This window comes from Pseudomonas sp. NPDC078416 (genome assembly GCF_050268485.1).
GTDB lineage: Bacteria > Pseudomonadota > Gammaproteobacteria > Pseudomonadales > Pseudomonadaceae > Aquipseudomonas.
On sequence record NZ_JBNNGV010000003.1, the window covers coordinates 1 to 22,090 of the forward strand.

At 61.2% G+C, this 22,090-nt stretch carries 21 protein-coding genes; 10 read left to right on the plus strand and 11 right to left on the minus strand.

Annotation, left to right across the window (positions count from 1 at the left end; genetic code table 11):
- The first annotated feature begins 200 nt into the window (after positions 1–200).
- Entirely contained in the window at positions 201–1,022 is an 822-nt protein-coding gene (locus ACQKEN_RS05560) for an alpha/beta fold hydrolase (protein ID WP_427684264.1), read from the plus strand.
- An 89-nt stretch (positions 1,023–1,111) separates the two neighbouring features.
- Here ACQKEN_RS05560 and moaA read toward each other — a convergent pair whose 3' ends face one another.
- The 3 genes from moaA to ACQKEN_RS05575 form a co-directional block, all read right to left on the minus strand.
- The gene (gene moaA / locus ACQKEN_RS05565; protein WP_192174649.1) at positions 1,112–2,110 is read right to left on the minus strand and encodes a GTP 3',8-cyclase MoaA; all 999 of its coding nucleotides are present in this window, start codon (positions 2,108–2,110) and stop codon (positions 1,112–1,114) included.
- 74 nt (positions 2,111–2,184) lie between these two features.
- Positions 2,185–3,012, minus strand: a complete 828-nt coding sequence (locus ACQKEN_RS05570; protein ID WP_427684266.1) for a formate/nitrite transporter family protein — start codon at positions 3,010–3,012, stop codon at positions 2,185–2,187.
- Positions 3,013–3,335: 323 nt separating this feature from the next.
- Entirely contained in the window at positions 3,336–4,679 is a 1,344-nt protein-coding gene (locus ACQKEN_RS05575) for a cation:proton antiporter (RefSeq protein WP_427684268.1), read from the minus strand.
- Positions 4,680–4,832: 153 nt separating this feature from the next.
- Here ACQKEN_RS05575 and ACQKEN_RS05580 point away from each other — a divergent pair, with 153 nt between their 5' ends.
- Positions 4,833–5,048 (plus strand): DUF6434 domain-containing protein, encoded by a 216-nt coding sequence (locus tag ACQKEN_RS05580; RefSeq protein WP_427684270.1) that lies wholly within the window; start codon positions 4,833–4,835, stop codon positions 5,046–5,048.
- A gap of 17 nt (positions 5,049–5,065) precedes the next feature.
- Positions 5,066–5,689: a glutathione S-transferase family protein gene (locus ACQKEN_RS05585; protein ID WP_427684272.1), complete on the plus strand. Its 624-nt coding sequence runs from the start codon at positions 5,066–5,068 to the stop codon at positions 5,687–5,689.
- Positions 5,690–5,701: 12 nt separating this feature from the next.
- On the opposite strand, the gene ACQKEN_RS05590 is transcribed toward ACQKEN_RS05585, so the two are convergent.
- Positions 5,702–6,520: a helix-turn-helix transcriptional regulator gene (locus ACQKEN_RS05590; protein WP_427684274.1), complete on the minus strand. Its 819-nt coding sequence runs from the start codon at positions 6,518–6,520 to the stop codon at positions 5,702–5,704.
- Between the two features lie 97 nt (positions 6,521–6,617).
- Here ACQKEN_RS05590 and ACQKEN_RS05595 point away from each other — a divergent pair, with 97 nt between their 5' ends.
- Positions 6,618–7,574, plus strand: coding sequence for a threonine dehydratase (locus tag ACQKEN_RS05595; RefSeq protein WP_427684276.1), 957 nt, complete (start codon positions 6,618–6,620; stop codon positions 7,572–7,574).
- Positions 7,575–7,637: 63 nt separating this feature from the next.
- Here ACQKEN_RS05595 and ACQKEN_RS05600 read toward each other — a convergent pair whose 3' ends face one another.
- From ACQKEN_RS05600 to ACQKEN_RS05610, 3 genes are all read right to left on the minus strand, one after another.
- Entirely contained in the window at positions 7,638–8,420 is a 783-nt protein-coding gene (locus tag ACQKEN_RS05600) for a YkgJ family cysteine cluster protein (RefSeq protein WP_427684278.1), read from the minus strand.
- Positions 8,421–8,591: 171 nt separating this feature from the next.
- Entirely contained in the window at positions 8,592–9,365 is a 774-nt protein-coding gene (locus ACQKEN_RS05605; protein ID WP_427684280.1) for an L-iditol 2-dehydrogenase, read from the minus strand.
- Between the two features lie 55 nt (positions 9,366–9,420).
- Complete coding sequence (locus ACQKEN_RS05610; protein ID WP_427684281.1) at positions 9,421–10,734, minus strand: ABC transporter substrate-binding protein; 1,314 nt, start codon at positions 10,732–10,734, stop codon at positions 9,421–9,423.
- Positions 10,735–11,026: 292 nt separating this feature from the next.
- Between ACQKEN_RS05610 and ACQKEN_RS05615 the strand changes: the two genes are divergently transcribed.
- Entirely contained in the window at positions 11,027–11,956 is a 930-nt protein-coding gene (locus tag ACQKEN_RS05615; protein ID WP_427684283.1) for a helix-turn-helix domain-containing protein, read from the plus strand.
- Between the two features lie 160 nt (positions 11,957–12,116).
- Here ACQKEN_RS05615 and ACQKEN_RS05620 read toward each other — a convergent pair whose 3' ends face one another.
- A complete protein-coding gene (locus ACQKEN_RS05620) occupies positions 12,117–12,278 on the minus strand; it encodes a hypothetical protein (protein WP_108119258.1) in 162 nt (53 codons plus the stop codon).
- A gap of 198 nt (positions 12,279–12,476) precedes the next feature.
- Positions 12,477–14,060, minus strand: a complete 1,584-nt coding sequence (locus ACQKEN_RS05625) for a putative bifunctional diguanylate cyclase/phosphodiesterase (protein ID WP_427684285.1) — start codon at positions 14,058–14,060, stop codon at positions 12,477–12,479.
- Between the two features lie 275 nt (positions 14,061–14,335).
- On the opposite strand from ACQKEN_RS05625, the gene ACQKEN_RS05630 reads away from it, so the two are divergent.
- The 4 genes from ACQKEN_RS05630 to ACQKEN_RS05645 are packed head-to-tail and all read left to right on the plus strand — an operon-like array spanning position 14,336 to position 17,112.
- Positions 14,336–14,881 (plus strand): glutathione peroxidase, encoded by a 546-nt coding sequence (locus tag ACQKEN_RS05630; RefSeq protein WP_427684287.1) that lies wholly within the window; start codon positions 14,336–14,338, stop codon positions 14,879–14,881.
- Between the two features lie 3 nt (positions 14,882–14,884).
- Complete coding sequence (locus tag ACQKEN_RS05635) at positions 14,885–15,541, plus strand: dTMP kinase (protein WP_427684289.1); 657 nt, start codon at positions 14,885–14,887, stop codon at positions 15,539–15,541.
- Between the two features lie 24 nt (positions 15,542–15,565).
- A complete protein-coding gene (locus ACQKEN_RS05640; RefSeq protein WP_427684291.1) occupies positions 15,566–16,129 on the plus strand; it encodes a DUF6891 domain-containing protein in 564 nt (187 codons plus the stop codon).
- A gap of 26 nt (positions 16,130–16,155) precedes the next feature.
- The gene (locus tag ACQKEN_RS05645) at positions 16,156–17,112 is read left to right on the plus strand and encodes an ankyrin repeat domain-containing protein (RefSeq protein ID WP_427684292.1); all 957 of its coding nucleotides are present in this window, start codon (positions 16,156–16,158) and stop codon (positions 17,110–17,112) included.
- Between the two features lie 126 nt (positions 17,113–17,238).
- On the opposite strand, the gene ACQKEN_RS05650 is transcribed toward ACQKEN_RS05645, so the two are convergent.
- Entirely contained in the window at positions 17,239–18,378 is a 1,140-nt protein-coding gene (locus ACQKEN_RS05650) for a glutathione-independent formaldehyde dehydrogenase (protein ID WP_427684294.1), read from the minus strand.
- 238 nt (positions 18,379–18,616) lie between these two features.
- On the opposite strand from ACQKEN_RS05650, the gene ACQKEN_RS05655 reads away from it, so the two are divergent.
- Positions 18,617–19,411: an SDR family NAD(P)-dependent oxidoreductase gene (locus ACQKEN_RS05655; RefSeq protein WP_427684295.1), complete on the plus strand. Its 795-nt coding sequence runs from the start codon at positions 18,617–18,619 to the stop codon at positions 19,409–19,411.
- A 244-nt stretch (positions 19,412–19,655) separates the two neighbouring features.
- On the opposite strand, the gene ACQKEN_RS05660 is transcribed toward ACQKEN_RS05655, so the two are convergent.
- A complete protein-coding gene (locus tag ACQKEN_RS05660; RefSeq protein WP_427684296.1) occupies positions 19,656–21,902 on the minus strand; it encodes a putative bifunctional diguanylate cyclase/phosphodiesterase in 2,247 nt (748 codons plus the stop codon).
- Positions 21,903–22,090: the final 188 nt, after the last annotated feature.

Consider the following 22,090-nt stretch of genomic DNA (forward strand, 5'->3'; position numbering starts at 1 on the left):
AGCACCCTTGGTTACTTGGGGTGCTTTTCCAAGTAACTCGCCGAAGGCGAAACAGTCTGCCCCCAGGCAGACGCCCTTGATCTTGATCTTGATCTCGATCCTGATCTCGCGAAGCGCAAACCAGCACATATCGACAAGGCACATCCTCGATCCGGGACTACGCTCAACCCTCCCAGCACCATTCCCGAGGATTGCATCACATGACAACCCTGACCCTGAAAGACGGCACCGAATTCTTCTACAAAGACTGGGGCACCGGCCAGCCGATCGTCTTCTCCCATGGCTGGCCCCTCGACGGCGACGCCTGGGACGCACAAATGCTCTTCCTCGGCCAGCACGGCTACCGCGTCATCGCCCACGACCGCCGCGGCCACGGCCGCTCAGGCCAGACCTGGGAAGGCAACGACATGGACACCTACGCCGACGACCTCGCCCAACTGTTCGAAGCCCTCGACCTCAAAGACGCCATCATGATCGGCCACTCCACCGGCGGTGGCGAAGTCGCCCGCTACATCGGCCGCCATGGCACCGCCCGCGTCGCCAAAGCTGTACTGATTGGCGCCGTGCCGCCCATCATGCTCAAAACCGACGCTAATCCAGAAGGCCTGCCCATGGAGGTGTTCGACGGCATCCGCGGCGGCTTCACCGCCGACCGCTCGCAATTCTTCAAGGACCTGGCCGTACCGTTCTTCGGCTTCAACCGCGACGGCGTGAAAACCTCCCAGGGCGCGATCGACTCGTTCTGGTCCATCGGCATGCTCGGCAGTGTCAAAGGCGAGTTCGATTGCATCAAGGCGTTCTCGGAAACCGACTTCACCGAAGACCTGAAAAAGATCGACGTGCCGACCTTGATCCTGCACGGCGATGACGACCAGATCGTCCCGATCGTCGCGTCCGGCTACAAGAGTCATGAGCTGGTGAAAGGCTCGACGCTGCACGTCGTAAAAGGCGGCGCACACGGCATGTGCAACGTGCAACCGGAAGAGATCAACGCGATTCTGCTGGGCTTCATCAAGGGCTGATCAGCCTGTTAGCCAGGACTGGCGGTCTCGGGGCGTGAGGCTGCCAGGCTTTTCATGAACGCCCGGTCAGCTCAAAACCCCGTGGGTATTCAGCCGCCGGTCATGTTCATGAACCGCACCACCTGCACGTCATCGTTGAGCTCGAAGTTGTGCTTCCACGGCTTCAATTGCATGGCGTTGACGATGGCTTTCTCGAGCTTGTCCGGCTGACCCGGATTGGCCCGGAGCACGGCTTTCAGATCGGCCGAATGCTCGTTACCCAGGCACAACAGCAAACGACCTTCCACCGTCACGCGAACACGGTTGCAGGTTGCGCAGAAGTTGTGGCTGTGGGGCGAAATGAAGCCAATGCGGATGTGCGGCGCCTCAGCCACCCGCCAGTAACGCGAAGGCCCGGACGTGGTTTCAGTCGAATGCACGAGGGTGTAGCGCTCGGCGATGCGTTCGCGCACCTGTTCGCTGGAGTAGAACGACTCGGCGCGGCTGTGCTCGCTGATCGTCCCGAGGGGCATCTCTTCGATAAATGTGATATCGACGCCACGATCAATGGCAAAGGCCACCAGATCATTGATCTCGTGGTCGTTGCGGCCCTGCATCACCACGCAGTTGAGCTTGGTGCGCTCGAACCCCGCCGCGTTGGCGGCGTCGATCCCGGCAATCACCTTGCTCAGATCACCGGTGCGGGTCAGTTCCTTGAAGCGCGCGGGGTCGAGGCTGTCGAGGCTAATGTTCAGGCGCTTGAGGCCGGCTTCGAACAGCGGCACGGCGAGTTTGTCGAGCTGCGAGCCATTGGTGGTCATGCACAGTTCGCGCAGGCCGGGCAGGGCGGCGATGCTGCGAACCAGCCCGACGATGCCGGAGCGCACCAGTGGCTCACCGCCGGTCAGGCGAATCTTTTTGGTGCCCAGCGCCACGAAACGTTCGGCCAGTTGATGGATTTCTTCGAGGGAGAGAATCTGCTGACGGGGGAGGAACGTCATGTCCTCGGCCATGCAATACACGCAGCGGAAATCGCAGCGATCCGTCACCGACATGCGGACGTAATCGACTTTGCGTGAATAGCTGTCCATCAGGACTCGATCTGACATTGATTACTCTCGACAACGTGACACGTGGCAGAAACAGGGTGCGCGCCCCGGAAACGAGGCGCGCGGCTGCAGCGTTAAATATGGCTTCCGGTCTGCTGCTCGATGGCCGCGTCAGTGACGCCGGTTGCCGAAGCCTGAATGGCTTTCGAATAGGACACGTAATACGCGAGCCCGACGAAAATTGCACCCCCCACGGCGTTGCCCAGGAACACCGCGACGAAGTTTTCAACGAATTCGGTCCAGCTCAGAGCGTCGGCAAAGATCGCCGCCGGGATCACGAACATGTTGGCGACCACGTGCTGGAAGCCGATGGCGACGAAGGCCATGATCGGGAACCACATGGCAACGACCTTCCCGGTCACGTCTTTGCTGGCGTATGACAACCAGACCGCCAGGCACACCAGCCAGTTGCAACCAATGCCTGAAATAAACGCCTGACCGAAATCAGCGCTGACCTTGGCCTTGGCGATGGCCAGGGTCTTGGCCAGGTATGCACCTTCTGTCAGGCCCAGCACATGGCCGAAGAAGTAGGCGACGAACAGCGCGCCCAGCAGATTAGCGAACGTGACCAGCGCCCAGTTGCGCGCCACCGCCGACAACGGCACCCGACCCGCGAACATCGCCGTCGGCAGGCTCATCATGTTGCCAGTGAGCAGCTCGCCACCGGCGAGGATCACCAGAATCAGGCCCAGCGGAAATACCGCCGCGCCCATCAGGTTACCCAGTGACGCCCAGGGGGCCGGGATCATCGTGCTGACATGGATGTCCAGCAAAAAGCCCAAAGCGATGAACGCGCCGGCGAGAAAGCCCAGCACCAGAATCGCCGGGGTCGGCATATGGGACTTTTTCACGCCAGCTTCGATGGTGATCTCGGCAATCTGCTGTGGTGTATTAATGGACATAGGCTTTCAGGCTCGCAAGCAATGGACCGCAACGCGACGGAACGAGCCGGCGGTGCGAAAACGAAGGAGGGGTTCAAGCATCCAGGCTTGGTGCGCGGAGGTGTCAGTGACACGGCGCCGATCTCTGATGGAACACTGCTGCGACGTTAGACCGCATTGCAGAGGACGCTCAAAAGACCTGATCAATTAGTGAGCACGCTACCGATCGGGCCCTTGAGCGTCCAATCGCTTGTTCCGATAGGGTCATCGACGCTGTCTATCATGAGGTTTCTGATCAGTTGTCGCTTCCAGAAATCCGATCGGCTGTGTCCATGGCGCTACTCTTAACCGGCCCGGCTGATGCTGCGCTCATAGCGCTCCAGCAACGGCTGAATGCTGATGCCATGAAGCAAAATGCTCAGCGCCACCACCGACAGCGTCAGGCTGATGGTGGTGTCTACCGCCTCGGCCGGCAGCCCGTGGGTCAGGGCATAGCAGAGGTAATACAGCGTGCCGATGCCGCGAATGCCGAACCAGCCCACCAGCGCTTTTTGCGGACGGGTCAGCAATTTGCCGCTGATCAGCAGCCATACGCTCAGCGGTCGGATCACGCAGAACAACGCCAGGCCCAGCCCCACGGCGCGCCAGTCCCAGTAACTGGCAAGGGCTGCGCCGAGGAGGGTGATCAGCAGCACCTCCATGGCGCGCTCCACCAGGCTGCCGAAAACCATCATGTCGCCCATCATCACCCCAGCAGCGAGCTGGCTGTCGGACAGCGCAGCACGGTCGCCCATGATCGCCGACGCAGGGTCGCTGTGGGTGTGCCCGAGCACCGGAATTGCGACGTGCTCGGCCGGGACGTCGGACTGCGTGGTCTTGACCTCGGCGTGACGCAAGCCGATGCCGGCGGCAAACACCGCGAGAAAGCCATAAGCCCCCAGCGTTTCAGCGCCAACGTAAGCAATGGCGATCAGCGCCAGGGCCAGGAAATCGTTGGGTGATTGCGTGCTGTCGGCATTCTTGATGCGCAGGTAGATCATTAGATGACCGACGCCACGGCCCAGGCCGTAACCGAGCATCAGGCCGACGGGTACACCCCAGACGATATTCTTCAGCAGCCAGCCCTGGGTCCAGTCGAAATCCGAAAAACCGTGGGTGATGAACATCAGGGCGAAAATCACGAAGGGGAACGCGGTGCCATCGTTTAGCCCGGCCTCACCGGACAGACCGAAGCGCACGCGGTCCAGGTCCTGGGCGCTGTTGACCTGTACCAGACCGGCCAGCACCGGGTCTGTGGGCGAGAGCATGGCACCCAGCAGCAACGCGATGGGCCATGACAGGCCGAACAGGTAATGGGCGGTCAGGCTGACGCCGGCGATGGTCGCCAGCATCACCGGCCCGGCCAGCAAGTACGCCGAATACCAGCCGCTGCGGTGCAGGGGCAGGCGCAACTTGATGCCGGTGTTGAACAGGGAAAACAGCACGGCGATTTCGGTGAGGCGTTCAAGCCAGTGGCGCGCGTCGCGAACGTCGAGTTGCGCAACATCCAGGCCCCAGGGGCCAATCGCGGCGCCAAACGCCAGACACACCGCCGACGTCGTGACCGGCAGCCAGCGCAGATAAGAGGAAGTCAGTGCCAGCAGCATCAGCAGGACACCGAAGACGGTCATGCAAAGAATGAAACTCATGCGAAAACATCATCAGTCAATGGGCGGGAATCACTGTGTGACTGTGAGAGGGTGGGATAGTTGACACAAATGTGGAATGGATCCCGCCACCGGTGCGACAGCCCGCGTTTGCCGACTAGACTGTGCGCGACCCCCTCACCTGGACTCAGCCCCATGGCCTTTGACTGGCACAGCGAATCGCTTTCCCGAGACACCCCTGTCACCCAGGATTACCGCAACACCCAGAACGTGCGCCGGTTCATGACCGCGCAGTGCGGGCCGGCCTTCAAATTCGACCGGGCGTTCATGGCCTGGATACGCAACGACAGCCCCAAGACCCTGGGCGATGTGGTCGATGAATGGCAGCGGCACCACGGCACTAAAGCCTGACGAAGGCCGGAGAGAGCATGTTCACATTATTGGGGGCCGACAGATCCGGCTCGGCCGCCATCGAGATGGCCCTCACGCTGTGCGGCGCCGAATACCGGCGGGTGGTTGCCAGTTCGTGGGAAGCGGGCGCGGGGCAGGACGAGCTGAAGCGCCTGAACCCGTTGATGCAGGTGCCGACGCTGGTTATCCCCGGCGGCGTGCTGACGGAGAGCGCGGCCATCCTCACCCACTTGGGCCTGGCCTTTCCGCTGTCCGGGCTGTTGTCTCAAGACGCCCTTGAACGTGCCCAGCAACTCCGGGCCCTGGCGTACCTCACCAGCAACTGCTACGCGTCCATCGGCCTGATCGACTACCCGGAACGGTGGCTCCCCGACGCCGGTCCTGATCAATTAGACCGCCTGGTCGCAGGCGCCCGGAGCAAACTCCACAGTCAGTGGGAGGTGTTCAGCGATGTGTTTGACAACCCGGTTGCCTGGCGTCCCGAGGCGCCCGGCGCCGCCGAAATCCTCGCCTGCGTGGTCAGCCAGTGGAGTGGGGCGCGGGAGCATCTGCGAACGTCCCGACCCGAGTTCCACGCGTCTTTGGTGGTCGTTGATCGCCACCCGGTCATCAAGGCAGTGCTGCAACGCCATGGCTGGTGAGCGTGTGGTCAGTTACGGCGACCATTGACTGCGCAGCTTCGCCGGGCTGATGCCCATGCGCAGCCGAAACGCCGTCGCCATGTGCGCCTGGGAGCTGAATCCGCAGGCATGGGCGATGTCGGCCAATCCTGCGTTTGAATCGCGCATCAGGCTCCGGGCTTTGGCCAGGCGTCGGTCGATCAGGTAACTGTGGGGGCTTTTCCCGGTGGTGTTCTTGAAGGCCCGCATGAAATAACCCTCGGACAAGCCCAGCATCTGCGCCATGGCCTGCACCCCCAGCGGGCCGTCGATGCCGGCGTCGATGAACTCATCGAGCCTGCGCATCCGGCTCCCGTTGATCCTGCCGTGCAGTGGCGCGTCGAGGGCGCTTTTGTCGTCGATCCGGTCAGCCAGGGCCAGCGCCCAGCCCTCCCAGTCATCCGCCGCCGAAGCCTGCAACAGCGCTGCGCGCATCTTCGTGACGAGGGCGATCGCCCGGGAATCGATGCGGTTGTTGAAGGGATGATCGCCCGTCAGAGCAAACCCGTCCGTGCGCAGCAGCCGCAGGTATTCACCGCCCGTGGGCGACTCCGACAACACGTCGCAACCGGCGGGCACAAACGCCAGGCCGTTGGGCACCGCGTCAAAGGGCTGCACCCGGTCGCTGCCGATGGCGTGCAGGCCACGCTGGCTTTCGAAAGCGAAGCCGATCGCTGCCTGGGTCGCCACATAGCGCGTGGCGTAAGCGGCGGCGGGGAGCAACTCAATCATCCACGGGCCTGCCTGGACACGGCGAACCGGTTCAGACGGGAGCGGGTGAGGCGGGCGTTTTGTCGGGCTCATGGCAGTCATAGTAATGAAGCGAGTAGGCAAAAGTCAGGTCAGTTTTCTGAAAGCCGGCGCGGCGAGCGTCTGCCTAGACTGGGCCAAATTTCCCAGGAGATCCCCCATGCACGGACTGACCCGCGACGATATCGAACAGGCCGCTCGGCAGGTGTACGAGGTCATGCCGCCGACCGCTCAATACCCGTGGCCGTTACTGGCCGAGCGGCTGAACAGCACGGTGTGGGTCAAACACGAAAACCACACGCCCACCGGTGCGTTCAAGGTGCGCGGCGGGATCACCTTCATGCACTGGCTCAAGCGTAGTTACCCGACGGTCAAAGGCATCGTGACGGCGACGCGTGGCAATCACGGTCAGAGCCTGGCGCTCGCCGCCACTGCACTGGGCTTGAGTGCGTTGATCGTGGTGCCGGAGGGCAACTCGCCAGAGAAGAACAACGCCATGCGGGCCCTCGGCGGCACGGTCATCGAATGCGGCCGGGATTTTGACGAAGCCCGGGAAGAGGCCGCGCGGCTGGCGGACCTGCATGGGCACTACCTGGTGCCGCCCTTTCATATCGAGTTGCTCAAGGGCGTGGCCACCTATGCTTTGGAGTTGTTTCTGGCCGCGCCGGATCTCGACACGGTTTACGTGCCCATCGGCTGTGGGTCCGGGATTTGTGGCGTCATTGCTGCCCGCGACGCACTGGGCCTGCAGACAAAAGTGGTGGGCGTGGTCTCCACCGAGGCAGCGGCCGCCAAGTGGTCGTTCGAGGAAGGCACCATCTTGCAAACCCCCTCGGCGAACACCTTTGCCGATGGCCTCGCCGTGCGCAGACCTGTTCCTGCGGCCTTCGCCATCTACCGGGCAGGGGCGCAGCGCATCCTCGCCGTCAGCGAGGCAGAAATCGCCGAGGCCATGCGCGTCTATTACACCGACACCCACAACCTCGCGGAAGGCGCGGGTGCTGCGGCACTGGCCGCGTTGATTCAGGAGCGCCGGACCATGGCAGGCAAAAAGGTCGGGGTGATTCTGTCCGGCGGGAATGTGGATCGGTCGGTGTATGCGCGGGTCATTGCCTGAAGCGGTAAGCGGCAAGCCACAAGCCACAAGCCACAAGCCACAAGCGGTTCAGCAGGTAGGCGTTCAGCGCGCCATTGGGTGAAAGATGTAAGCGTCGCTCGGTGAGTCAGCGAGGGGCACGGACTGACTGTGAAGATACGCCCTTAATGCCGGGTCTTCTGCCTTGATCTGCCAGGTTTGAGCCGTGGGACTGGTATTCACCTCGGCGCTTTCGCAGGCGGCAAGCAGCGTTTCGACCGAGGGCTGGTGAATGACCAGACCGTTGCCTTTCCAGCCGGCAACGGTCAGGCCCAGGGTTTCGCACACCGCCACTTTGCGGTGCGCATCGTCGCGGTCGGTCGCGCGTGATTGCTGAACCAGCATCGCCAACCCCTGATCCGACGCCAGCAGGCTGCCCTGCTGCCAGCTTTCGGGCGGGCAGTCCTTGGCTTGGGGTTTCAGTTCAATGAAAGGACTGATCTCCATCGGGTAGATCCGGCACACCAGCGGGCGCTCCAGGTACACCGAGCAGAGACCGTCTTTTTGCAGGTTCGGGCATTCAGGGATCGCATTGGCCGCCAGAATCACCGTCACCCGCAGCGTCCCTGAACCGCCTGACACCGGCGCGGATCGGCCGGCGTTGTACGCATATTCGGGTGAGTCGACAGACCAGAGTGAATCGTCGAATGCCTCAATCAATATCCCCACAGAGTGCCCGCGCTTGAGCCAGGTCACGGCTTCGGCCAGGGTCAAGGGCACGAAGCGGCCGCGACAGCATTCGCCACAGCCGACGCATTCGAATTGCACGTCCGCGTCTACCGCGAGGCCATGGGTTGTGGAGGGCGCTTCTGCTTCTTTGATATCCATGTGACCTGCATCCCTGTTCGCTGATCGGTGAATCATAACTGGATGTAAGTGATCAGTCAGCGGGATCGGCTTCAGACGGCAAGAGGCCCGTTCGGCACCTGCCATTCCACTGCGTCGCGTAAGGCCCGATGGACGAAAACGCCCCGATGTCCTGCAGGTCACTCCTCGGCTTCAGCTCATCCAGTTGCCGCCGTCGACGTTGTAGGTCTGGGCGACGACATAGTCGCTCTCGGCGGACGCCAGGAAGATCGCCATGCCGGTCAGGTCTTCGGCGGTGCCCATGCGGCCGTAGGGCACTTCCTCGCCGACGAGCCTCTTCTTCTCCCCTAACGGCCGGCCCTCGTGTTTGGCGAACAGCGCGTCCACGCCATCCCAGTGCTCGCCGTCGACGACCCCCGGGGCGATGGCATTGACGTTGATCCGGTGCTTGATCAGGTTCAACCCGGCGGACTGGGTCAGGCTGATGACGGCGGCCTTGGTCGCGCAGTAGACGCCCACCAGTGCCTCGCCGCGGCGCCCGGCCTGGCTCGCCATGTTGATGATCTTGCCGCCATGACCCTGAGCGATCATCTGCTTCGCCGCCGCCTGAAGGGTGAATAACGTGCCGGCGACATTGATGGAGAACAGCCGCTCGTAACTCTCGCGGGTGATCTCCGCGATCGGTGCCAGATCAAACAAGGCGGCGTTGTTGATCAGGATATCCAGCTTGCCGGTGGTGGCGACGACCGCCGCAATGGCAGCGTCGATGGACGTTTGATCGGTGACGTCCATCCTCACCGCGTAGGCACTGGCGCCCAGTTCGCTGGCCGTTTGGGTCGCGCGCTCCAGGTTGATGTCGGCGATGGCCACCGTCGCGCCTTCGCGAATGTAGGCTTCGGCGTAGGCCCGTCCGATCCCCCGGGCCGAGCCGGTGATCAGTGCGCTTTTACCTTCGAGTCGTTTCATTGAAAGAGTCATCCGTCATGCAGAGAGAGGCGGCAGATGCCTGCCGGCAAGGCGTTTATTGCTTCGGGTAACCGGCGCGCTTCATTTCCCGCACCGTCGTCGATTGCGCGGCCGCCAGGGCTTGCTCGACGGAGGTCTGCCCAGTGAGTGCGGCCGAGAAGAGCTTGCCCACGGACGTGCCGATGGCCTGGAATTCCGGGATGGTCACGTACTGGATGCCGACATAGGGCACCGGCTTGGCCGACGGGTGCGCCGGATCGGCGTGCTTCATCATCTCCAGTGTCACTTTGGCGAACGGCGCGGCCTTGAGGTACGCGTCGCTGTAGGTAGAGGTGCGGGTGCCAGGCGGCACGTTGGTGATGCCATCCTTCTGCGCCACCAGCTGGATGTATTCCTTGGAGGTGGCCCAGGTGGTGAAGGCCTTGGCGGCGTCTTTGTGTTTCGACGTTGCCGGAATCGCCAGGGACCAGGCGTACAGCCAGGATGAACCCTTGTCGGTGACTTCAACGGGCGCCGGCGCGAACCCCACGCTGTCCACGACCCGGCTTTGTTCTTTGTCGGTGGTGAACGAGCCTGCCACGCTGGCATCGACCCAGATCGCGCATTTGCCGCTGTTGAACAGCGCCAGGGTTTCATTGAAGCCGTTACTGGACACGCCGGGCGGCCCGTAGTTTTTAAGCGTGTTGACGTAGAAGTTGGCAGCCGCCGTCCATTCGGGACTGGTCAGCTGGGGTTGCCATTGCTCGTCAAACCAGCGGGCGCCAAAGGCGTTCGCCATGGTGGTCAGCAAGGCCATGTTCTCGCCCCAGCCGGCCTTGCCCCTCAGGCACATGCCGTACTGGCCCTGATCCGGGTGATGCAGTTTGGCGGCGAACTCGCCGAGCTGGGTCCAGGTCGGGTGCTCGGGCATGCTCAGCCCGGCTTGCTTGAACAGGTCGGTGCGGTAATAGGTCACCGTGCTCTCGCCGTAGAAGGGCAACGCATAGAGGGTGTCGTTGACCGACAGGCCCTGGCGCACGGAAGGGATGATGTCGTCGAGGTCGTAGCTGGCCGGCAGGTCCTTCATCGGCTCCAGCCAGTTTTTGGCGCCCCACAACGGCGTCTCGTAGGTGCCGATGGTCAACACATCGAACTGGCCGCCCTGGGTGGCGATGTCGGTGGTCAGCCGCTGACGCAGGACGTTTTCTTCGAGCACCACCCAGTTGAGCCTGATGTCAGGGTGCTGTTCCTCGAATACCTTGGAAAGCCGCTGCATGCGGATCATGTCGTTATTGTTGACGGTGGCGATGGTGATCGTCTCGGCAGCGTGACTGACGCCAGCCAGGGACAGACCGGCAGACAGCAGCAGCGCGTGATGGGTGATCTTCATGGTGATCTCCACTCCACGCCGGTGGCGCGGAATCGTTATTGTTGTTTTTGGGCTCTGCCGGTCGATCTGACGTGTCACTTCCGGGCAGCGGCGTGTCGATTACAGCAGCTTGCAGGCCCTGCAACAAACACGCTGAGGATGTGCCGCTGATGCTTTTTTAACCGGAAATGACAGTCCTGCGCCCGGCTAAAAAAGTATCAGCGCGCAGTGACACGCGAGGTGGAGCAGGGGGATGCAATGGGCGTATGGTGCGTCGATGCGTGCGCCAACAACGACAAAAAAGGGGCAGACCATGCCTGAAAGCCGAACCGCCTTATTCGAGCAGTTGCCTGCCGAGCTGGAAATCATCCTGCCGGCGCCCCAGCAGAGTTTCCGCTGGTACGAGCACGACTATCCCTATGCGCTCGCGCGCTGGAATCATCACCCTGAATACGAGATTCATCTGATCCGCAAAGGCAGCGGCAAACTGGTCGCGGGCGATTACATCGGCGCCTTCGGCCCCGGGCATGTCGCGCTGATCGGCCCTGATCTGCCCCATGACTGGATGGGCGACCTGGCGCCGGGGGAGCACCTGCAAGGCCGGGACGTCGTGCTTCAGTTTGACGGCGCTACGTTGCTCGCGCTACGCGAAACAATGCCCGAGTTGGGTGAATTGCAGGGGTTGTTTGACCGGGCCCGGCGCGGGCTGGAATTTACGGGCGAGACAGCAGCGCAAGCCGCCGAGCTGCTTGAAGGCATCGGCAGGGCGCAGGGATTGCCACGCCTGCTGCTCTTCCTTCAACTGCTCAACACCCTGAGCACCGCGCCGACCTGTGAAGCCCGCACGCTGGCGAGTTCGTGTTACGCGCCGGCACTGGATGCCAAAAGCGCCGAGCGCGTTCACCGGGCATTCGACTACCTGCAACGGGAACTCACGGGGGATATCAGGCTGTCGGTGATTGCGGAACGACTGCACATGAGCGAGCCGGGATTTTCACGGTTCTTCAAGCGCGCGACGGGCCACGGGTTCATCGACCTGATGCGTAAGTTGCGCATCCAGAAAGCCTGCCGGTTGTTGCTGCAGACGCAGATGTCCATCGCCGATGTCTGTTTTGAAGTGGGTTACATCAACCTGTCGAACTTCAATCGACATTTTCGTTACGAGATGAAGCAGACGCCGACGGATTATCGAAGAGGCACGGCAGTAACGTTGTTCAATCTGAATACCTCAGCGGTGTCCTAGCGCTGCTTTATTGGCTGATCGACCGGATCAGGCTTAATGGCGGCGGGGGGGGGGGGCAGGTGCTGGAAGGTGTTGGGGTCATGCGGAGAGCCGACATGGAGGCTGCTGACGTGAGTCAGCGCCGCCAAACGGTATTTTCAAGCTCAGGTCAGTGCCTGATTCACGCCTGTTCGTCTTGCTCGGTCGCATCATCGTCGTGCTTGAGCGCGGGCTTCATGCCTGGCTGCGGCGCGTGCACGGCATCCGGCGCGACTTCTTCGCCGTGGTTCTTCTTCTCTTGCTGCACTTTCTTGTCGTGGGCGACGTTACGTGGATCGGTCATGGGAATTCCTTGATCTGGCAGATAATTCGAATGCCCGCCGACGCAACACGTTGGCCGTGAGTATCGGGGCAAGATTTGGAGTCAGTGCCGGCCTCAGCGTTCAGTGCATTTCAATGCCGCGATGACTGGCCTGCAATCATTGCCCCGCGAAGACCGGCACGCAGGGCAGCCGATATCGCCAAAGGATGCCGGTGATCCTCAGCCCGCCTGCTGCGCGAATGACGAATGGGTGTAGCAGAACAGGCTGGAAGCCGGCTTCGGACGGCCATACAGGTAGCCCTGGGCGTAATTGCAGCCGCTGTTGGCCAGCCACGACGGCAGATGGGGCAGGTGGAATTCCTCGACGCCTTCAGCCGTGACTTGCATTTTCAGGCTGCGCGCCATGCCCAGAATCGCTTCGACCATGGGCAGGTGATCGGTCTGGCCGAGTTCAAAAAACGATCGGTCTATTTTGATCTTGTCGATGGACAGGCGGGTCAGGTGATACAGGCTTGAATAACCGATGCCGAAATCATCCAGCGCAACCGTAATGCCGTGCTCGTGCAACTTGATCAGGTTCTGCCGTGCCACGTCCAGGTTGCCGACCAGGGCCTCCTCGGTGATTTCGACTTCGAAGCGATGAAACGCAAATCGCTCCTGGCGCAGTTGCTCCAGCAACTGATCGGGAAACAGCGCGTCGGTCACCATGGCAGCGCTGACGTTCATGGACAAGCGCAGGTTCTCGTCCCAGCGATTGGCGGCGCGACAGGCTTGCCTGATCAGCGAGCGGGTCATGGCCGGGACCAATCCCAGGCGCTCAAGCACCGGAATGAAGTCGGCCGGAGTGGCGGTGCTGCCGTCGGCTTTGGGCCAGCGCGCGAGGACTTCAAAACCCACAACCTCCTGAGAAGGGAGCGCCACGATCGGCTGAAAGTAGGGCACGATTTCGTCTGCTTCCACCGCGCGTCTCAGTGCCAGTTCAAGGTCGGCCTGAGCCCGGCGCTGCTTTTCGTATTCGCTGTCATAAAAGTTATGGGTTGAACGCCCGTCTTTCTTGCCCCGGTACATGGCCGTATCAGCACAGTGCAGCAACGCCGAGGCATCCTGCGCGTCGGTCCACGACCGTGAAATACCAATGGTGGCGCCCAGGGCCGAAGGCTCAACGGCACCTGACAACGGCGCGCTGAGCGCAACCACTGCCGCTTCGGCGATCTGGCAGAGCTCAGTCTGGTGTTTGAAGTTGAGAAACAGCAGGCAGAACTCATCACCGCCCAGACGCGCCGCAATGCCGCCGTTATCGTCGGCGATGGCTTCGAGCCTGCGCGCAATCTCTACCAGCACCACGTCGCCGGCGGCGTGGCCGTGCTGATCGTTGACCGCTTTGAAGTGGTCCAGGTCGATGAGCATGATCGCCGCAGGCCGCCTCAACCCCAGCTGATTTCGAACCATCTCCATGAAGACGCGCCGGTTGATCAACCCACTGAGCGAGTCATAGGTGGCCAGGGTTTCAGTCTGTGCCTGTGCCTGCTTCAATCGATGGTAGCTCGACCGGGTGTTGGCGATCAGGCGTTTGAGCAGGATGGTCGGGATGATCAGCGAGATCAGGGAAAACCCCGTGGCGGTCAGGATGAATCGCCACCTTTCAGCATCCTCGAAGTCAGCGTCATAGGGCAGGGCGAGCCAGTCAATGACCCAGGCCTCCAGCTTGAATTCCCAAAGGACGGAGAGGCCAATCACAGTGGACAGAGCGATCATTATCAGTACGGGCAAGCGGCAGGCATTGCGGCGGTGCAGGTCAGTCATGGCAGGCCTCGCTGGGCCAGAAAGTTATATGCGGTGTCAGACTGCCATCATTGCATATAGGTTCGTACCGTTGATCGATGAATTGTGCCTGGATGCCGAACGGTGACTGGGTGACTGGGAAGGGACGCGTGACCGGTCGATGCGCAGATGGCGCGCGACAGAGCGCCTGCTCGCAAAACATGAATAAATCATCGGCTGCATGCTTTAAGGTGTCCCTCAAGGCCGACCGATGAGGGTTGGCCCCAGACGACTCAACCGCCAACAGGAGCCACCCCATGACCGATTCTCTGTACGACATTCCCCTGAAGCAAATCGATGGAACGCCCGCCAGTCTGGGCCAGTACAAGGGCAAAGTGCTGCTGGTGGTGAACGTCGCCTCCAAATGCGGGCTGACGCCGCAATACGAAGGGCTTGAAAGCCTTTACCAGGGCAAGAAAGAAGCAGGACTCGAAGTGCTGGGCTTTCCGGCCAACAACTTCAAAGAGCAGGAGCCTGGCAGCGACAGCGACATCCAGTCGTTTTGCTCGACCACCTACGACGTGCATTTCCCGCTGTTCTCGAAAATCTCCGTCGCCGGCGACGACACGCACCCGCTCTACCGTGAACTGACCGCCGCCCAGCCCGCTGCCACTGGCGACGGGCCGTTCCGTGAACGCCTCAAGGGCTACGGCATCGAAAGCGGCGCAGGCACCGAGGTGCTGTGGAATTTCGAGAAATTCCTGATCGGGCGAGACGGCAAGGTGATTGGCCGCTTTGCGCCGGATGTGACCGCAGATGACCCACGGCTGACCGCCGCCATCGACGAAGCCCTCGCTGTCTGACCCATGAATCGTCCGCTGTTTGTTTCTCTGGATGGGCCAAAGGGGGTGGGTAAAACCACCCTCCTGGAGGCAGTCACCCAGTCACTGAGGGCTGACAACAAGAAAGTGATCCGGTTGAGCGAGAGCAAAAGTGACCCCCACCGGGGTGAAACGATGGCCGTCGTCAACCGACTGGTCAGACACCCCGACCGGGATCTGGAGTGGGAGGTGTGTGAGCGTCTGGCGGCCAGCCGTGCCTGGATCTCCCGAAACGTCCTGACGAAGCAGCCCGCCGACAGCATCATCCTGATCGACCGCTGGTATCCCTCCGATGCGGCGTTCCGCCGCCTCGTCCCGTTCACAGAGATTCTGCAGTTGAACATTGACCAAGGCGTGCGCGTGCCGGACGTGCATGTCGGTGTCGTCACTGCGGCTGAGATTTCATGGGCGAGGGCAACCTCACGACGGCGTGGGTTGGGCAGTACGGTGATTCATACGCTGGACGAACACGCCGCTTGCACCGAGGCGTTTGAGCGGGCGGTGTCAGATAACGGCTGGGTGTTGTGCCGGAATGAAGGGCTGCTCGTAGACGCGACGGTGCAGGTGGTTTCCGAGGTATGCAACGCGCAAGCCACTAGAGGCTTTCGCTGCCCCGAGGGGCGAGGCTTGGATCTTTATTGATTGTTTAACGAAGGCGAGGTGCCAATGGCCGACAGCAATGAATACGTGGCGGACAGCATACGGACGTGGGTGTGGTCGGGCTTCTACACGCCTGAAGAGATGGATGAGATGGTCGATGACATCATTGACGATGACTGTGATGTACCAGCGCTGAAGGCGTTGATCCTGCCGGAGTGGCAACGCAAGCTCGACGCAGAGCGTGACTGGCCAGAGGTGACTGCCTGCGAGCGGCTCGATGCAGTGTTCTACGATCTCCATGAAGAGGGGATCTGTGCCCTGTCCAATGCGGGTTATACCTTGTCGGACGGATTCACGGAGGTGGCCGAAGCGATTCACCAAGCGCCGAACGATCATTACCACGGTTTTTGTTTTTATCACGGACAAGACGTGGAACGCGCTGTAGAGGGAGAAGCCCTGCTCATCGCTTTTGGCGCAATCGATGATGATCCTGCACAGAGTCTCAAGGTAGGGCACCGGTTGTGCAGCGTGTTGAAAGCCGCTGGCTTGGAAGTCTTCTGGAATGAAACCGTCGAGCAGCGTGTGGAAATTCACAACTTCAACTGGCAGCGCAGAGCGCCCCGCGACTGAACGGCGATCAATATCAGGAGATGCCCTTGAGCAAGAAACTGTTAAAGGCGGCCGCCCGAGGCCAGAACGAGACGTTGCTGAGCCTGCTGGACGGTGGCGCCGATATCGATTTTATCGACAAGATGCCCGGTCGTACGGCATTGATCGAAGCGGCCATTGCCGGCCATGTACACACCCTCAACCTGTTGATCGCCCGCGGCGCGAGCCTGGACAAGGCTGATAAGACCCTCGGGTTCACGGCCCTCGGCTGGGCCGCCGACAGAGGTGATCTTCACGCAGTGGACGCGTTACTGGTGGCTCAGGCGTCCGTCGATCTGACAGCCCACACCTATCAACAGACGCCTTTGATGCTCTCCGCCCGTGATGGGCACGCTGGTGTCGTGGCTGCCTTGCTGGCGGCCGGGGCCGATGTGCATTTACAAACCGGCAACGGTCACAATGCGCTGTCGATGGCTGATGCGCGAAACCACGCGGAAATCGTGGCGCTGTTGCAGCAGCACGGTGCGCTGACGCCTGTCCCGCCTGATGAGTATTCGATGCCTTGGCCCGCCGTGGCAGCGGACGGGTCAGATGTGGATGACAGCAACCCTGCAAGCGTCCTGCGTGGCTTCATCCTGGCCATGTATGCCTGGGAAACCGACTGCTACAGCCAAAAGCAACGCATCGATGATGGCGAGCTTGCCTGGTCGGTTATTCAGGCGGCGCAGAATCAAATAATCGAGCGTTTTTGTACGTCCAAGCCCCGTATTTACGGGCGCCTCGGCAGCTTCGGGTTTCCACCGGAGTATTCGCCCAAAGACGCACTGGTGAGTGTCGAGCGTGAGGCTCGCCGGGCGGTGATCATTACGCGGCAGGCGCCCAGTACGAGGCTGCGGTATGAGGTGCTGTTCGGCCTGACCCGCAAAGGTGATATCTGGCGCATTGATACAAAGAAGCGGCGCGGTTGGGGCGAAGCCGCTGATTGGGAAAGGTCGATACTGTGAGAGGAGCCTTGAAGCTGCCATGTTGATGGGAGTGATCCACACCAAAGCGAGCGCTTCGGCACGGATCACCCATTAACATCGTTCAGGCGCAACCGTCACAACAGCTCAACGGAGTGCGCCAGAGGCTTACGCCGAAGGCTTGAGCACAACCTTGGTCCAGCCGTCGTCGCGCTGATCAAAGTGCTTGTAGGCGTCCGGACCTTCGGACAGCTTCAGGCTGTGGGAAATGATCTGCGACGGCTTGGCACGGTCGTGGTGAATCAGCTCGGCAATGCGACGGTTGTACGCTTTGACGTTGGCCTGGCCGGTACGGATCTGCTGGCCCTTGAACCAGAAGGAGCCGAAGTCGAAGGCCATCTTGCCCTCTTTCGCCAGATCGCTTGCGGCGTTGGGATCCTGCGGTACGAAGACACCCACGACGCCGATACCGCCAGTAGGTTTGGTGGAGGCCACCAGGTTGTTCATCGTTTCGTGATTGGCTTCATGGCCATGCTTGTCGCAGCACTGATAACCCACGCATTCGCAGCCACGGTCGGTGCCCTTGCCGTTGGTCAGGTTCAGAATCTGCTCCACGGCCTGGGTCTGTGCCGTGTTGATCGGCGTCGCGCCCAGCTTGGCCGCCAGTGCCAGACGGTCCGGGTGGTTGTCGACCACAAAGACTTGCGACGCTCCCTTGATCATCGCCGCATGGGCGGCCATCAGTCCCACCGGACCTGCGCCGTAGATGGCGATGCTTTCACCCGGCAGCAAACCGGACAATTCCGTCGCGTGCCAGCCGGTCGGCAAAATGTCCGACAGCATGACGTAGTCGTCTTCTTTTTCCTTGGCGTCTTCAGGCAGTACCAGGCAGTTGAAGTCGCCATACGGCACGCGCAGCAGTTCAGCCTGGCCGCCCTCATAAGGGCCCATCTCGGCAAAACCGTAGGCGCCACCGGCACTGCCAGGGTTAACGGTCAGGCAGTAACCGGTCAGACCGCGCTCGCAGTTTTCGCAGAAGCCACAACCGATGTTGAACGGCAGGCAGACCATATCGCCCACTTTCACGCGATCAACTGCAGCGCCTACTTCGATGACTTCACCCAGGTTTTCATGGCCGAGAATCCGGCCCGTCTCGAAGCTGGTGCGGCCTTCATACATGTGCAGGTCGGAACCGCAAATGTTGGTCGTGGTAATGCGGACCAATACATCGGTGGCTTTTTCGATTTTGGCATCGGGAACGTTCTGAACGCTGACGTCGTAAGGACCGTTGTAAATAATGGCTTTCATGGGTTCTCCAGAACAATGAAATGCAGAGACGGATAGTTCGCCAGTTTTAGTACGACCGTACTGACCTGTCGTTCAAAGAGATTCGCCGCGAGTGACGAACGGTAAATGCTGGCAAAACGCTCTGGACCGCGGCTTGTGGCCCGCCCAAGCCGAAAAACGCGATTGCGTCTATGCAAGCCGCGGCAGCTCCACTAGGGTGAGTTCAGTCCTGTCCCCAACCCAATGTGACGGAGTGGAAATGAACATTCAGCTCAACAGCAAACGCGCACTGGTCACCGCTTCGACCGGTGGCATCGGTTTCGCGATTGCCAAAGGCCTGGCCGAGGCGGGTGCCGAGGTGGTCATCAATGGCCGCAGTGAAGCTTCGGTCGAGGATGCAATCGCTCGACTGACAAGTGCGGTCCCCGGCGCCACGGTGACCGGTGTAGCGGCAGATCTGAGCGATGCCAGTGGTGTTGAAACCCTGCTGAAGGGGGCCGGGCATATCGATGTGCTGGTCAACAACGCCGGTATCTATGGCCCCCAGGATTTCTTTGAAACGGAAGACGCGGTGTGGGACAGCTACTGGCAGACCAACGTCATGTCAGGGGTGCGCCTGAGCCGCGCATTGCTGCCGGCGATGGTGGCCGGGAAATGGGGCAGGGTGGTGTTCGTGTCGTCCGAGTCTGCACGCAACATCCCGGCCGACATGATTCACTATGGCGTCTCCAAAACCGCCCAGCTGGCATTGGCCCGTGGCCTGGCCAAGCGCGTTGCCGGCAGCGGCGTGACCGTCAACAGCGTTCTGCCGGGACCGACCTTGTCCGACGGCGTCGCCACCATGATGCAGAGTGAAGTGGAGCGCACGGGCAAATCCCTGGAGGAAGTGACCCAGGCCTTTGTGGCCGAGCACCGCCCCAGCTCGATCATTCAGCGTGCAGCCACTGTCGAAGAAGTCGCCAACATGATCGTCTACGTGTGCTCGCCCCAGGCATCCGCCACTACGGGCGCGGCGCTGCGGGTCGACGGCGGTGTGGTCGACGACATCCTTTGAGCCGCGTGGGCTATCTCGACAGCGGTTACAGGGACTGACGGTTAACGCCGGGCCCACTCAAGCAGACCGGCGTACATCTGACGAACTGTGGGCGTGGACTTTTAGTGGAACCGGCTTCAGCCGGGAAGGCGTCAGTTGTCACGCCGCAGGTTTGAGGGTGCTCGCGCAGGCCTCATCCCGGCTGAAGCCGGTCCTACGGAGGCAGACCGCGTGCATTCAGTCAGAGCTGAACGCGAGCGCCTTGTCATCGCCTGCTCGCAACCAGCAATGCCAGAAGATCCTCTGCCAGCACCGGTGGGCTGAGCAGAAAACCTTGAGCATAAGGGCAGTCCAGCTCCCGGAGCTGGTCGAGCTGGCCAGGCGTTTCGACGCCCTCGGCAACAATCGCCAGATCCAGTGCTTCGCCCAGAGACAGAATACTTTTGACGATGGCGACGCTGCGTTCATGTTTCATCATGCGGGTGACAAAGGACCGATCTATCTTGATGGCGTCGATGGGGTAACGGTCGATGTAGCCGAGTGAGCTGTAGCCGGTACCGAAGTCGTCCAGCGCAATCCGGATGCCCTGAGCGCGAAGGTCTTCGAGGGTCTTGGCAACGATCTCCGGTTCATGCAGGAACACCGATTCGGTGATCTCGATCTGCAAGGCGCGGGCATCGAATCCGGTCTCGGCGATGATCTCGGCGACCTGTAGGGCGAAATCTTTGCGGTTCAACTCGACCCCTGACACGTTGACGTTCAGCTTGATACTGTCCGTGCCGGTCGCGGCAGCCCACTTCTTGACCTCGCGACAGGCGTTGCGCATCACCCACTGGCCAAGATCGCAAATGACGCCAATGTCCTCGGCCACGCTGATGAACACATCAGGGGCGATGATACCCAGGGTCGCGTGGCGCCACCTCACCAGTGCTTCAACGCCGACGATCGTTTCAGTGGTGATGGAAAATATCGGCTGGTACACCAGGTAGAACTCATCGCGAGTGATCGCGTGCTTGAGGGCGTTCTGCATCACCAGCATGTCGATCGATGCCTGGCGCATCGAGAGGTCGAAGACGGCCCAACTGCCACGGCCTTTCTTTTTCGCGGCGTACATGGCCACGTCCGCATCCCGGATCAGGTCTTCGGCGGTGGTGTGCTGTACGTCCAGCGTCGCGATACCAATGCTGCAGGAGATAAAGAGTTGTTGCCCGTCGATGGCGGTCGGCAAACTGAGTGCGTGGGTCACTCGCTTGGCAGTCTCGATCGCCTGTTCCTGATGGCCTTCGTCGGTCAGCAATATCGCGAACTCGTCTCCACCGATGCGGGCGATCACCGCCGTGGGATCAATGCACTCGCTCAAGCGTTCTGCAACGCTTTTGAGCAAGATGTCGCCCGCATGATGCCCCATGCCGTCGTTGACGTATTTGAATCGATCCAGATCCAGATACAACACCGTGGCCGCGCCGGGATTACCGGCGTTCCCCCTGCTCAAGGCCGAATGGATGCGGGCCATGAAGTAACCGCGATTCTTGAGCCTCGTCAGTTCGTCATGGAACGCCGCGTAGGAGAGTTCGTCCTGAATGCGCTCCCGCTCGATCAGCCGCGACTCGAGCGCCACGCGCTCCTCACGGTCAAGCTGGGCCTGGCGAAAGTTCTGCTCTGCGTCTTTACGTTCTGTGATGTCGCGCTGCACGGAAACCCAATGGGTGAACCAGCCTTTCTCGTTGGCGACCGGCACGATACTGAGCTGCACCCAGAACTTGGTCCCGTCGCGACGCGTGTTGATCAGCTCGACCTCGACGGGATCCCAGCGCTGCAGCGCCTCCCTGATCTGCTGGAGCGTGGCACGGTCAGTCTCGGGGCATTGCAGAATCCGCGGCGTCTTTCCCATGACCTCTTCGAGGCTGAAACCGGTGGTGGTGAGGAAGGCCGGATTGCAATACACGATGCGCGGTCCGGGCAAATCGATGGGTTCTGCTTCCGTGATCAGGATGGCGTCCTTTGCGTTGACCACCACCGACTCCAGCAAGCGCAGGCGCTCGATGACCGCCGATCCGCCGACCGCAGGTGTAGGGTTCGTCTTGAGGGAGTCGTAGAGATCGGCAGCATGGGTTTGCACGCCATAGATGTGCGCGGCGCTGAGTCTTTTATGGGGAAGCGGGATCGTCATCAAGACCGCCCCGGTCAGGGCAGCGTCGCCGTCTCGAATGGCAACGCAGACCAGCGACTCGTTGACCACTCGATCCAGTCCGGCCGGCAGCGCTGCGTCAGCGGGCATGGCCTCGCCAACGTCGACCACGTCGCCGTAGGACAACACCATCTTTAACCAGCCACCGGTGATTTCGTCTGCACGCACCTCCGGCGCAGTGCCGTAGGTCGCCACCGTGCGCCACTGCTCTTCGTCTCGCAAAATCAGGATGGCGCCCGTCGCTCCCGTCAGGTGGGAAGCCGCGTCGAGGAAATGACCCAAAACTTCATGATTCTTCAAACCGAGGTGAGCCTTGGCGGCCATGTGCATTACCTGAAAAAAGGGGACGAAGTGCCAGGCGGTGATTCGACACGCGCAAAGATCGTGAACCTGGAGCGGCTGGGTGGGAGAACTGCTGCACCTTCAAGCCGGTAGCACTTTCGGTATCGGCGTGTTTACGAAGTTCAACAGGACAATGTGGGAACGATTTGCACGTCAGTAGGCGATCACCC